Raw genomic sequence first — 12,801 nt, forward strand, 5'->3', positions numbered from 1 at the left:
CGTGCCGTGGCCCCCGGCGGAGCGCCCTCACCCTATCCTCGCGCAGGCCGGCCGCGGCAGCACGGCGTGCCGCCGGCACATCCGCCGCACTCGCCCGGCCGGAAGACGGCCCGCCGCCCGCGGTCCCGGTCGGGCACGCGGGAGAATGACCCACCGACACCGCAGCACCGGACCAGCGAAGGAGACGCGGATGCCGCACGAGCGTGCCGGAACACCGGCCGGGCCCGAGGACCTGGTGGACGTACCCCGCCTGGTGACCGCCTACTACGCTCTGCACCCCGACCCCGGCGACCCGTCCCAGGCGGTCGCCTTCGGCACCTCGGGACACCGCGGCTCGTCCCTGGGCACGGCGTTCAACGAGGACCACATCGCCGCCACCAGCCAGGCCATCTGCGACTACCGGACGGGGCAGCGCACCGAGGGGCCGCTGTTCCTCGGCATCGACACGCACGCCCTGTCCGAGCCCGCCCGGGTCACCGCACTCGAGGTGTTCGCCGCGAACGGCGTCACCGTGCTGGCCGACGAGCACGACGGCTGGACTCCCACGCCCGCGGTCTCGCACGCCATCCTCACCTACAACCGGGGCCGCACCGGCGGGCTCGCCGACGGCGTGGTCGTCACCCCCTCGCACAACCCGCCCTCGGACGGCGGCTTCAAGTACAACCCGCCGACCGGCGGCCCCGCCGGCTCCGACGCCACCGGCTGGATCCAGGACCGCGCCAACCTCCTGATCGCCGAGGGCATGAAGGGCGTCCGCCGCATCCCGTACCAGCGGGCCCTGGCGGCCGACACCACCGGGCGCTACGACTTCATGGGCCGCTACGTCGACGACCTGCCGGCCGTGCTCGACCTGGAGGCGGTGCGCCGGGCCGGCGTGACCATCGGCGCGGACCCGCTCGGCGGCGCCTCCGTGGACTACTGGGGGCGCATCGCCGAGACCCACGGCCTGGACCTGACGGTCGTCAACCCGCACACCGATCCCACCTGGCGGTTCATGACGCTGGACTGGGACGGCAAGATCCGGATGGACTGCTCGTCCCCGTACGCGATGGCCTCGCTGATCGCCCGCAAGGACGAGTACCGCATCGCCACCGGCAACGACGCGGACGCCGACCGGCACGGCGTCGTCACACCCGACGGCGGCCTGATGAACCCCAACCACTATCTGGCAGTGGCCATTTCCTACCTCGCGCGGCATCGCCCGCAGTGGGGCGAGGAGGTGGCGATCGGCAAGACGCTGGTGTCCTCGTCGATGATCGACAAGGTGGTCGCCGGACTCGGCCGCCCGCTCACCGAAGTGCCCGTCGGCTTCAAGTGGTTCGTCGACGGGCTGCTCGGCGGCACCCTCGCCTTCGGCGGCGAGGAGTCCGCCGGGGCGTCCTTCCTGCGGCGCGACGGCAGCGTGTGGACCACCGACAAGGACGGCATCCTGCTCGCGCTCCTCGCCTCGGAGATCACCGCGGTCACCGGACGTACCCCGTCCGAGCACTACGGCGACCTGACCGGCGAGTTCGGCGCCCCCGCCTACGCCCGCGTCGACGCACCCGCCACCCGCGAGCAGAAGGCCGTCCTCGCCAAGCTCTCGCCGGACCAGGTGCCGGCCCAGGAGCTGGCGGGGGAGCAGGTCACCGCCGTGCTCACCGAGGCGCCGGGCAACGGCGCGCCGATCGGCGGGATCAAGGTGTGCACCGACAACGCCTGGTTCGCCGCGCGCCCTTCGGGCACCGAGGACGTCTACAAGGTCTACGCCGAGTCGTTCCTCGGCGACGACCACCTGGCGCGGGTGCAGGAGGAGGCCAAGGCGATCGTCGCGAGCGCGCTCGGCGGCAACTGACCGCCGGGCGGCCCCTGTCGCGGTCCCGGCCGGAGGCGGGCGCCTCCGGCCGGGACGCATCCTCCGGCCCGGTGGCGGCTCTCCCGGGCCGGGAGGGCCCGCGTCACGCCAGCTGTGCCGACTGCAGGCCCGCGTACGCGCCGCCGCTGCGCAGGAGTTCGGCATGCGAGCCGACCTCCACGATCCGGCCCTCGTCCATCACCACGATCCGGTCGGCGTTCCTGATCGTGGACAGCCGGTGCGCGACGACGAACACGGTGCGGCCGCGCACCAGCCGGGCCAGCGCCTGCTGCACCAGCGCCTCGGAACGCGAGTCCAGCGCCGACGTGGCCTCGTCCAGCACCAGCACCCGCGGGTCGCGGATCAGCGCGCGGGCGATGGCCAGCCGCTGCTTCTGGCCGCCGGACAGCCGGGCCCCGCGCTCGCCGACCACCGTGTCCAGGCCCTGCGGCATCCGGTCGATGAAGTCCAGGGCGTTGGCGTCCTTCAGCGCCGCGCGCACCGCCTCCTCCGGCACGTCCGTCATGCCGTACGTGACGTTCTCCCGCACGCTGCCCTCGAACAGGATCGACTCCTGGGGCACCACCGACAGCCAGTTGCGGTAGTCCCGCAGGTCCAGGGTCTCCATGTCGACGCCGTCCAGCAGGATGCGCCCGCGGCTGGGCCGCAGGAAACCGATCACCAGGTTCAGCACCGTCGACTTGCCCGCGCCGGACCCGCCGACCAGCGCGATGGTCTCGCCGGGCCGCACGTCCAGGTCGAAGTCGGCGACCGACGGGCGGTCGCTCTCGGGATAGGTGTGGCCGACGCCACGGAACTCGAACCGGCCCAGCACGCCCGGCACCGCAGCCTTGCCGTCGTTCTGCTCCAGGTCCGGCGCCTGCAGCACCTCGCCGATGGACCGCACGGACTCCAGGCCCTTGCCGATCTGCGGGGTGAGCGTCAGCAGCGTCGTCACCGAGGCGGTCAGGCTCGAGAAGTACGCGCTCAGCATCACGACCGTGCCCGGGGTGACGCTCAGCCAGCCGTAGTAGGCGACCAGCGCGGAACCGGCCAGGCAGGCCACGCCGATCGCGTTCAGCAGCACCCAGGCCAGCGACCCGAACCAGCCGTTGAGCCGGTCCAGCCGCAGCCCGGCGTGCAGCACCTCGCCCAGCGTGCGGTCCACCCGCAGCAGCGCGGTGTTCTCCAGGCCGTGCGCCCGGGTGATGGGGATCAGCGTCGTCATCTCACTGACCCGCGAGGAGAGTTGCTCGACCTGCTGGCGGAACAGCTCGTTGCGGCTGCGCAGCCGCCGGCGCAGCCTGACGACCAGCAGGGCCGACGCGGGCACCACGACCAGGTAGACCGGCAGGAACGCCGGTGCCTGGATGCCGATCACCACCAGCCCGCCGGACAGGGTGGCGACGGCGGCCAGCCCGTTGTCCGCGGTCTGCTGCGCCGCGGTCTCGATGGTCTCGACGTCGCGGATCACCTTCGCCTGCAGCACACCGGCGCTGACCCGCGAGTGGTAGCCGATGGACAGCTGCTGCATCCGGTGGCACAGGGCGGTCCGCAGCCGGGTCCCGGTCCGGCGGATCGACCCCTGCATGCAGCGCACGTAGGCCAGGTGCAGCGGCAGGTTGAGGACCAGGATCACCAGCAGCACCGCCGCGTTCCACCACAGCACGGATATCGGCTTGTGCTGGACGACGACGTCCACGACGTTCGCGGTGATCAGCGGCAGCAGCCAGACCGGGGTGTGCTTGCCGAGGAAGGCCAGCACGGCCAGTCCGACCCTGCCGCGGTCGGGATGGAAGAGGTAGAGGAGGGTTCGTACGGGGTGCTCGCCACGGTACCGGTGGCTGAGCGTGCCTTGCGGCAACGCCATTGCGGGGCTCCTCGAATCACGTCTTCGCGGTAGAGCGGTGGAGTGCGCGGCCGCGGTCACCTCGGCGCTGAGGGAACCGCTCCCAAGTGCTCATGCGCACGCATGAATCCTAGGTGCCACGCCGCGTCCGGTGACAGCCGTGAACCGGCTTCGCGCACACCACGAGGGGCCGGGTGCCCCGCGGCACCCGGCCCCTCGAGTCCGGTAGTGAGGTGACGGCCGACCGGCCCGGCCCTGCCCCGCCTCACCGCGGCGGAACGGTTCTCCGGAGGCATCCGCGGCGGAGGACAGGGAAGGAGCCGACCGGCCGGGACATCACCGGCCCCCGGACGTCAGGGGCGGCCCGGACGGAAGCGGCGGTACAACGACGCGCCGCCGACCAGCATCGCGACGCTTCCGGCACCCGCCCAGCCCATGCCGTCCGCGCCGGTGTGCGCCAGCGTCGGCCCCGCGCTCGGGAGCGAGGCGGGCGGTGCCGGATTCGGCAGGTGCGCCGGCGGCGCGCTCCGCGGCGCCGGGGCCGACTCGCCGTTCACGCCCGTGTCGCCGTGGGCGGCGTTGCCCACGCCGACCACGTTCACCGAGTTGCCGACGACGTTGACGGGAACGTCCACCGGGATCTGCAGCGAGTTGCCGGACAGCACGCCGGGGGAGCCGTGCGCCGCGCCCCGCGCGTGCGCGCCGCCGCCGGAGCCCGCCGACGACAGCGCGTCCGCCGACTCGTCCGCCGGCGCCCCCGTGTGACGGCCGCCGCGGGTCGTGGCCGCCTGCTGCCCGGAGTGCGCCTCGCCGGCCGCACCAGGCGGGCACGGGTCGGACGGCGACGTGTTCGCGCAGGAGTTGCCCGACGCCGGGTTGAGCAGGCCGATCACGTCGATCGTGTTGCCGCACACGTTGACCGGGACGTGCACCGGCACCTGCACGGAGTTGCCCGACAGGACTCCCGGTGAGCCCGCGGTGTCACCGCCGGCCGCCGCGTCCGCCTGGGCGTAGCCTGCCGAGGCCAGTACGCCGCCGGCGACCATCGCGGTGACGAGCCCCTTTCGGGCGACCCTGTCCATACGCACCCTGCCTTCCGGATAAACCTCACGGACGGGTTGTCCGCACCGGGCACAACGCGTCACAGGGCCAATCGGGGCATGCGGGCCGGGCATTTCATCCCAACGGGTGACTTCCCGCCGACGGACGGTCGCGAGCCCCTCAGGGCGGTGCGATCCCGAATCCGGCGAGCCACTCCCGCAGCTCCGACGGGGTCGCGGCGGCGAGCCGGCCGCCGGTGAACCGCGGGTCCGCGGTCACCTCGGCGACCGCGAGGGACGGCACCGCGAACGCCGTCGCCTCCTCGTCCGAGTCGAACTCCGCCTCGGCGAGCACCAGTCCGTCCAGGGGTGGCCCGAAGACGTCCACGCCCAGCGGCGGCACGCTGTGACGCACCTTGCGCAGCACGCGCGCGGGCAGCGCGGCGAACACCTCGTACTCGGCCGCCGACAGGTAGACCGTGGTGATCAACCCCTGCACGGGGCCGGGACGCTCCGCCGGGATCTTCTGCGTGAGTTTGAACACCGGCTCCGCGCCGGGGAGTTCCATCGCGCGCAGCCGCATCCGCGTTCCCGTCAGGTACCGGTCGGTGATCCGCCGGGTCACGACGGGTCCCGTCGCGGGCGGGACGGCGAGCAGGAACCGCCGCTCCCGCTCCGGCCGCGCGTACTTCCCCGGATCCAGGTCTGCCATCCCGCCACCGTACGGGGTGCCCGGTGGCGTGGCCCAGCGGGCCGTGGCCACCCCGGCTCAGGCCGCGGACCCGCCCAATACCTCCGGCTCGGCGAACGTGTGGCGTTCGATGTGCGCGCGCGCCGCCACGAGGGCCGGGCCGACCTCCCGGGTGCCCGTCGACACGCACAGGGTGTACACGGTGTCGAGGAGCTGGCGCCGCACCTCGGACGCGGTCCCGTCACCGCCGTCCGCGGTCTCGGCGCCCCTGCGCCCGCTGAGCGCGCTCAGCCTCTCGTAGCGTTCCACCAGTGTTCGCAGCACGGTCGGGTGGGCCATCAGCATTCGGGTACTCCTCGGTTCTCCGGCGAAGTCCAGGCGCGTCTGCCCGGTATCGGGCCGGCCATGTCCGGGAAACCGCGCGTACCGCTGTGGCCTCCAACACATTTGCCGTCGCGACAACTTGACGGATATTCCGGCGGCGCCGGCCGCCATCGGCCCCGACCCTCAGCCACCGGGCGGCAGTTCCCGCAGGCGGCGGCGGATGTCGCCGGCCAGCGGCATGTCCAGTTCCTCGGCGACGGCCAGCGCGCGCCGCCAGTCCTCCCGAGCCGTGCCGGGTTCGCCCCGCTCCAGGCGGATCCGGGCGAGCAGGTCGAGGGTCTCCGCCTCACCGGCCCGGTCCCCGCCCGCGCACCGGCATTCCAGGGCCTCCCGGCCGTGCACGAGGGCCTGTTCCGCGCCGCCCGCCGCGAGATGGGTACGGGCCAGGCCGTCCAGCACGCTGCCCTCCCAGCGGCGCTCACCCCACTTGCGGAACATCGCCAGCGCCTGCTCCTGCACGTCCAGGCTCTGCCGCAACCGCCCCGCGTCGCGGTACAGGTCACCCAGGTTGGCCAGGGCGATGCTCTCGCCGGCCTGGTCGGCGACGGCCTGGCAGGTCGCCAGCGACTGCTCCTGGCAGTCGATCGCCTCCGCGGTGCGGCCCATCCGCCGCAGGGTGTTCCCGAGATTGGTCAGCACCCCGGCCTCGCCGTTGCGGAACCCCGCCTCGCGCATCAGCGCCAGCGCCGCGCGGTAGCGGCCGACGGCGCTCTCGTAGTGCCGCAGATGGTGCTCCGCCACGCCGAGGCCGACGAGCAACCGTGCCTGCGCCAGCCGATCCCCGAGCAACCGGGCACTGGGCAGGGCGAGTTCGTGGCAGGCGATCCAGTCCGTCCAGTGGCCCCTGGCCTCGAAGAACCCCCACAGGCAGCGCGCGAGCTGCCACGCCTGCCGGTCGCGGCCGTCGCGGGCCGCCGCACCGATCAGCGGCGCGAACACCGCGCGCTCCGCGTCCAGCCACGCCAGCGCCGCCGCGCGGTCCGCGAACGCCACCCCCGCGCCCGGCGGCGCCGCGTCCGCCCGGTCCAGCCGCTGCGGCCGCAGCAACTGCTCCGCCCCGTCGACCGTGGCCAGGTAGAAGCCGACGAGCCGGCCGAGCGCGGCCCGCCGGTCCGCGTCGCCGTCCGTCCGGCCGCACTCCCGCGCCGCGTACGCCCGCAACAGGTCGTGCAGCCGGTACCGGCCCGGATGCGGCTCGTCCAGCAACTGGCAGTCCACCAGCCCCTGCAGCAGGCGGTCCGCGGCCACCACGTCCAGGCCGCACAGCGCCGCCGCCGCGTCCAGGCCGACGACCGCGCCGGGGAAGACACCGAGCAGCCGGAACATCCGCCGCTCCGCCGCGTCCAGCGCGCGGTACGAGAGCGCGAACGCGGCCTCCACGCTGCGGTCCTCGGCGGCCAGCTCGTCCAGCCGCCGTTCCTCGACCGCCAGCCGGTCCCGCAGATGCGCCACCGTCCACGCCGGGCGGTGCCGCAGCCGGGCCGCGGCGATCTGCACCGCCAGGGGCAGCAGCCCGCACGCCCGCACCACCGCCTCGGCCGCGGCCGGCTCCGCCGCCACCCGCTCCGGCCCCGCGACCGCGGCGAACAACGCCTGCGCCTCCTCCAGCGGCAGCACACCGAGGCTCAGCGACACGCTCGCGTCCAGCCCGGTCAGCCGGCGCCGCGACGTGACCAGCACCAGGCACGACACGGAACCCGGCAGCAGCGGACGCACCTGGCCGGTGTCCACGGCGTTGTCCAGCACCAGCAGGGCCCGCTGCCCCGCCAGCCTGGCCCGCCACAGCGCCGCCCGGTCCTCCTCGGCGGCCGGAATCCGCTCGCCCGGCACCCCGACCGCCAGCAGCAACCGCTCCAGCGCCGCCGCCGCGGTCACCGGAGGCCGCCCCGGGGTGTGCCCGTGCAGATCGACGTACAACCGCGCGTCAGGGCAGCGCTCGGCCAGCCGCTGCGCCACGTGCACCGCCAGCGTCGTCTTGCCGACACCCGCCATGCCGTCGATCGCGCACACCCCGCGCCCCACCGCCGCGGCCACCCGTGCGACCTCGGCGGCCCGGCCCGTGAAGTGCCCGGCGTCCCGCGGCAGATCGACCCAGCGACCGGGCCGCCCGGCCCCCGCCGCCGCGGCCTCGGCTCCGCCGTCCGGCAGCAGCGCGGGATCGGCGACCACGATCCGCTGGCGCAGGCCGCCCAGCAGCGGCCCCGGATCCAGGCCCAGCAGTTCGGCGGACGCGGCACGCGCCCGCTCGTACGCCGCCAGCGCCTCGGCCTGGCGCCCGTCGCGGTACAGCGCCGTCATCAGCAGCGCCCACGGCCGCTCGCGCAAGGGCTCGCCGTCCGCCAGCAGCCGCGCCTCGTCCGCCGCCTCCCGGTACCGCCCCTGGCGGAGCAGCACCTCCGCCCGGTCCTCGGCGAGGGACTGCCGCGCCCCGGCCAGCCAGTCGCGCCGCACCTGCGCGAACGGACCCGGAACCCCGCCCAGCACGCTGCCGTGGAACAGTGCCAGCGCCTCCCCGAACAGCCGCTCCGCCGCGTCCGGCCGGCCCGCCCGCACCGCCGCGCGGCCCTCGTCCGCGAGCCGTTCGAACCGCGCCAGATCGGTCGCCGCCGCGTCCGGCAGCACCAGCCGGTAGCCTGAGGGATGCGACTGGACGAACCGGCCGGGGGAGCGGCGCACCCGCACCGGCTCCAACGCCCGCCGCAGTCCCGCGACATAGGTGTGCACCGCGCCCTCCGGATTGCCCGGCAGCGCCTCCCCCCACACCGCGTCGATCAACTCGCCCCGGTCCACGACCTGGTCACGCCGCACGGCGAGCACGGTGAACACCGCACGCTGCAGCGGCGGTCCCAGCGCCACGTCCCGCCCGTCCAGCAGCGCCCGCACCGGCCCGAGCAGGTGCACGGTCAAGCCGTCCCGCAACCCGCCACCGTCGCCGTCCGCACCCGGACGCGTCCCCGCGCCGCCTGCGCCCGCACCGCCTGCGCCCGCACCGGCGCCGCCCGTCACGTCGTCCACCCGCGCCCCCCAGCGCTCGCCCCCGCCCCGGCACCGGCCGTCCGCATCCACAGCGCGTCCAGACCGCGTCCAGAGCCCGTTGCCAGGATGCCCGCGACAGGCAGTTCACGGAAGTTGGGACGTCAGGAGTGTGATGGTGGGAATCGGGCTCCCGAATCCGATCTCGCGCCGTTCGGGGCGGCGCGCAACAAGGGCCGGGCTGGCCCTGGCGGCAACCGGCGTACTGGCCGCGGCGGGTCTGGCCGCCGGCACCGGCGCGGACGCCGCAGGCGGGCCCACCGGCCCGGCCCTCTACTACGTCGCCGCCGACGGCGCCCTGTGGGGCGTGCCGGACGGCGGCAGCGGCGCGGTCCCGCTCGGGCCCTCGGGCATGGCGGCGCCCGGCGCCCACGTCGCCGCCGCCCGCCTGCCCGGCGGGTCCCCGTCGGCTTTCTTCGTCGGCACCGACGGCGCCGTCTACCAGTCCTGCGCGCTCGTCCAGAAGCCCGTGGCGCTCACCAAGTCCGGTTTCGCCACCTCCGGTTCGGTCGTCACCGCGGCCGTGGTCGGCGGCCAGTACGCGGTCTCGGCCGACGGCATCCCCATGCCCGAGCCCGCCCGCGCGCGAGCGGCCGCACGCCCCATGGAGATCAGCAACCCCTGCTCCCCGCCGTCCGTGCGGGTGCTCTCGAACACCTCGTCGTCCTACGTCTCCGGAGGCGCCATGGCGTCGGCCGGGACCGCCGACGGCGCCTGGGGCCTGTTCTACGTCGACGGGTCCGGCGCGGTCGACGCCCAGTGGCGGCTGCCCGACGGCACGGTCACCGAGAAGGAACTCACCCCCGCCAAGACCGCGACACCCGGCGGCGGGCTGGCGGCCGTCACCGGCGGCAACGGGGTGACGCTCTTCTTCACCGGCCACGACCGGCGGGTCTACGTCGCGCACCCGGCCGAAGGCGGCGGCCTCGCCGACAGCCCCACGGCCGATCCCACCGCCCCCACCCCCGTACCCGACGGCGCCGCGCTCACCGCCGCGCCCGAGGGCAGCGGCCTCGCGGTCGGCTACGTCGCGCAGGACGGCACGTACACGGTCGCCTCGCTCGACGCCGCCGGCACCTGGCTGCGGACCGACCCGGCAGGCAAGGCCGGGGCGTTCACCCCCGGTTCCACCGTCGGCTCGGCGGCGTCCGCGGACGGGGACGACTGGTACTGCGGCACCCCGTCGCCGTACTTCTGGCACATCCACATCCCCGTGCCGGGGCCCGGCCCCGACCCCGGCCCATGGGACAGGATCGGCCAGGGGAACGCCTTCTCCAGCTACTTCGCCGTGGCGTGACGCCTTCCGGCCGGACCTGCTGGCCGGAAGGGCCGGCAGGTCCGGCGGGCGCAGCGGCCGGAGCTCCCGGCCGGAGACGGGGAGGCCCGCCCGGACACCGTCCGGGCGGGCCCGCGCGCGCAACTTCCGCGCCCCGCCGCCGAGCTGACCGTTCCGCTCAGTCGATGCTGCGAAGGATGTGCGTCTCGGTGGGGTCGTCCTCGTAGCCGGCGAGCCTGATGGGGGCGCACCGCGCCCATGTGTCCAGCGGGCGTTCCTCGTCCATGAGCGAGGCGCCGTCGCCACCTCGCTCGGACCGCTTCTCCAACGGCTTGACGTCGTCTGCTGACACCGCGCACTCCTTAGCGTCGCGTGGGCCGGATACGCCGGACGCGGCCGTGTCACTCGCGTCGGCGCCCGGCATGACTGATCCTGCGGGCAGTACGGACGCGGTGGCGCCTTGGTGTGCCCCTGCCGTACGGCACCGGGGCAGAACCGGAAGCGCGGCCGAGGTGGCGACTCGTTCCGGGACGGGCTTCGGGGGCCAGGTACTTCCCCGGGGAGCCTGCTCGTCCCGCTCAGCCTATGCGGCGGCGCCCCTCGCCACCAGCCGGTTTACCTCACACCCCGCTCCCGGCGAGTCGCCCCCGGCGGCCCGCTCACAGGCGGGATTGCTACGGTTGCCCGTGCTCAACAGTGAGAAGCTCCGCCGTGACAGGGTTCGGCCATCCGGGTCAGCGCCCTTGCCCGAAGCGGAACCGCACCAGCCCCGCTCCCGGCTCGCCCGTACGCTCGCCGACATCACCCCCCTGCGGGTGAACCCCGACTTCCGGCGCCTGTGGTTCGGCAACACCGTCTCCTACATAGGCCAGCAGATGACGGCGATGGCCGTGGCCCTGCAGGTCTACGCGATCACCGGCTCCAGCTTCTACGTCGGCCTCGTCGGCCTGTGCTCGCTCGTGCCGCTCATCGCGTTCGGCCTCTACGGCGGGGCGGTCGCGGACGTCGTCGACCGGCGCAAGCTCGGCCTGATCACCTCGTGCGGCGCGCTGCTGCTCTCCGCGGCGCTCGCCGCGGTCGCCGTCGCCCATCTCCGCTCCGTCGGCGTGCTCTACGCGATCGTGGCCCTCCAGGCCGTGTGCTTCGCCATGAACTCCCCGGCCCGCTCGTCGATGATCCCGCGGCTGCTGCCGCCCGAGCAGCTCCCCGCGGCCAACGCGCTCGCCTCCCTGGCCGGTGGCGTCGGCCAGATGGCCGGGCCGATGCTCGGCGGCGTCTTCGTCGGCCTGTGGGGCTACCAGGCGGCGTACCTCATCGACGTCGTCGCGTTCACCGCGTCCCTGTACGCGATGTGGCGACTGCCGGCGATGCTGCCCGGCGACCCGGCCACGCCGGACGCCGCGTCCGCCGCGACGGCCGGGCCCGCCGCCCGGCGGCGCCCCTCGGTCATGGAGGGCCTGCGCTACCTGGCCTCCCGGCCCAACCTGCGGACCACCTTCGTCTCCGACATGTGCGCGATGGTGCTCGCGCAGCCCCGCGTCCTCTTCCCGGCCGTCGCGGGCCTCTGGTACGGCGGCGACACCAGCACGGTCGGACTGCTCGCCGCCGCGCCGGCGGCCGGGGCTCTGCTCGGCAGCGTCTTCTCCGGCTGGCTGGGCCGGGTCCACCGGCAGGGCCGCGCGGTCCTGGTCGCCGTGGGCGCGTGGGGCGCGGCTGTCGCCGTCTTCGGTCTCACCCGCAACCTCTGGCTCGGCCTGCTCTTCCTCGCGTTCGCCGGCTGCGCGGACACCATCAGCATGGTGTTCCGCAACACCATGCTCCAGGCTGCCGCCCCCGACGACATGAGGGGACGCCTCCAGGGCGTCTTCCTCGTGGTGGTCGTCGGCGGGCCCCGCCTCGGCGACTTCCTCGCCGGCACGGCGGCGGACGTCTTCACCCCGGCCGGTGCGGTGATCGGCGGTGGCCTCGCCTGTATCGCGGCGATCTCCGTGATCGCCCTCCTCCAGCCGTCCTTCCCCCGCTACGACTCCCGCCGCCCGCTCGCCTGAGCGCGGCTCCGGGCTGCGCCCGGTCCTTCGGCGACGGCGGTGTTGCCGCGCGCTGCGCGCTGCCGTCTGCGGGTCTCGTCGTGGCCTGTCGCGCCAACGGGGTGCCCCCGGGGCTTGATCCGGCGTGTGCCGCGCGTCGTGGCTTGCCGCGTTGGGGGCACCTCCCGGCCGAAGGCTGGGGGACCCCGCGCCCCTTCGGTATCCGGGGTGCCACGCGCTGCGCGCTGCCGTCTGCTGCGCCGTCGTGGCTGGTCGCGCAGTTTCTCGCGCCCCCTGCGGGGTTAGTCCAGCCCCCTGAGCGCCGTCGCCGTCACCTGGCCGGTGGCCGGTTGCTCGCGCAGTTCCCCGCGCCCCTGGCGGTGCAGGTTCGTGGGTGGGGTCAGGGGCCACTCCGGGTGTGTCTCCTCGAGCTTTGCATGGCGGCTTTTTCCGAAGAGGTGGGCCGGGGCCTTGCAAAGCTCTGCGGGGACACACCCGGATCGTCCCCTTCCGGCCGGTCCCCGTCTGCGGGAGGACCTTGGCCGTGCCCATGTCCCCCGCCGCACGGTGGATCAGCGGGAGGGGGTGGGGAGGAAGTGCTCCCCGCAGAGAAATGTGCGCGGCCCCCGGGCAAGACTGCGGACGAACCCGTATGCACATTTCCGAG

9 protein-coding genes are annotated in these 12,801 nt (G+C 74.7%); 3 read left to right on the forward strand and 6 right to left on the reverse strand.

The genetic code is table 11. The annotated features are described in order from the left end of the window. The first annotated feature begins 190 nt into the window (after positions 1-190). Positions 191-1,834 carry a phosphoglucomutase (alpha-D-glucose-1,6-bisphosphate-dependent) gene (pgm, locus tag BMW99_RS35885; RefSeq protein ID WP_069465397.1) on the forward strand — a complete coding sequence of 548 codons (1,644 nt, stop codon included), beginning with the start codon at positions 191-193 and terminating at the stop codon, positions 1,832-1,834. Between the two features lie 103 nt (positions 1,835-1,937). Here the strand turns inward: pgm and BMW99_RS35890 are convergent, their stop codons facing one another. The 5 genes from BMW99_RS35890 to BMW99_RS35910 all read right to left on the reverse strand — a co-directional run bounded on the left by BMW99_RS35890 (position 1,938) and on the right by BMW99_RS35910 (position 8,717). Then, positions 1,938-3,704: an ABC transporter ATP-binding protein gene (locus BMW99_RS35890; RefSeq protein WP_069465398.1), complete on the reverse strand. Its 1,767-nt coding sequence runs from the start codon at positions 3,702-3,704 to the stop codon at positions 1,938-1,940. 332 nt (positions 3,705-4,036) lie between these two features. Next, positions 4,037-4,765, reverse strand: coding sequence for a chaplin (locus BMW99_RS43005; protein WP_079138711.1), 729 nt, complete (start codon positions 4,763-4,765; stop codon positions 4,037-4,039). A 139-nt stretch (positions 4,766-4,904) separates the two neighbouring features. Next, on the reverse strand, positions 4,905-5,435 hold the full coding sequence (locus tag BMW99_RS35900) for a CYTH domain-containing protein (RefSeq protein WP_069465399.1): 531 nt from the start codon (positions 5,433-5,435) through the stop codon (positions 4,905-4,907). Positions 5,436-5,492: 57 nt separating this feature from the next. Next, entirely contained in the window at positions 5,493-5,759 is a 267-nt protein-coding gene (locus BMW99_RS35905; protein WP_069465400.1) for a DUF5133 domain-containing protein, read from the reverse strand. A gap of 162 nt (positions 5,760-5,921) precedes the next feature. After that, positions 5,922-8,717: an AfsR/SARP family transcriptional regulator gene (locus BMW99_RS35910; protein ID WP_177226145.1), complete on the reverse strand. Its 2,796-nt coding sequence runs from the start codon at positions 8,715-8,717 to the stop codon at positions 5,922-5,924. Between the two features lie 229 nt (positions 8,718-8,946). Here BMW99_RS35910 and BMW99_RS42825 point away from each other — a divergent pair, with 229 nt between their 5' ends. Beyond that, positions 8,947-10,128, forward strand: coding sequence for a hypothetical protein (locus BMW99_RS42825; RefSeq protein WP_075018257.1), 1,182 nt, complete (start codon positions 8,947-8,949; stop codon positions 10,126-10,128). A gap of 157 nt (positions 10,129-10,285) precedes the next feature. Here the strand turns inward: BMW99_RS42825 and BMW99_RS41670 are convergent, their stop codons facing one another. Then, positions 10,286-10,459, reverse strand: coding sequence for a hypothetical protein (locus tag BMW99_RS41670; protein ID WP_176735666.1), 174 nt, complete (start codon positions 10,457-10,459; stop codon positions 10,286-10,288). Between the two features lie 391 nt (positions 10,460-10,850). Here BMW99_RS41670 and BMW99_RS35925 point away from each other — a divergent pair, with 391 nt between their 5' ends. After that, complete coding sequence (locus BMW99_RS35925; RefSeq protein WP_245791769.1) at positions 10,851-12,155, forward strand: MFS transporter; 1,305 nt, start codon at positions 10,851-10,853, stop codon at positions 12,153-12,155. Positions 12,156-12,801 lie beyond the last annotated feature (646 nt).

The sequence above is a fragment of the Actinacidiphila rubida genome (assembly GCF_900110255.1).
GTDB classification, from domain to species: domain Bacteria; phylum Actinomycetota; class Actinomycetes; order Streptomycetales; family Streptomycetaceae; genus Actinacidiphila; species Actinacidiphila rubida.

What these genes read in the sequence shown, in the direction of transcription:
- pgm (WP_069465397.1), top strand. Translation starts at nt 191, where the DNA reads ATGCCGCACGAGCGTGCCGGAACACCGGCCGGGCCCGAGGACCTGGTG.
- BMW99_RS35890 (WP_069465398.1), bottom strand. Translation starts at nt 3,704, where the DNA reads ATGGCGTTGCCGCAAGGCACGCTCAGCCACCGGTACCGTGGCGAGCAC.
- BMW99_RS43005 (WP_079138711.1), bottom strand. Translation starts at nt 4,765, where the DNA reads ATGGACAGGGTCGCCCGAAAGGGGCTCGTCACCGCGATGGTCGCCGGC.
- BMW99_RS35900 (WP_069465399.1), bottom strand. Translation starts at nt 5,435, where the DNA reads ATGGCAGACCTGGATCCGGGGAAGTACGCGCGGCCGGAGCGGGAGCGG.
- BMW99_RS35905 (WP_069465400.1), bottom strand. Translation starts at nt 5,759, where the DNA reads ATGCTGATGGCCCACCCGACCGTGCTGCGAACACTGGTGGAACGCTAC.
- BMW99_RS42825 (WP_075018257.1), top strand. Translation starts at nt 8,947, where the DNA reads ATGGTGGGAATCGGGCTCCCGAATCCGATCTCGCGCCGTTCGGGGCGG.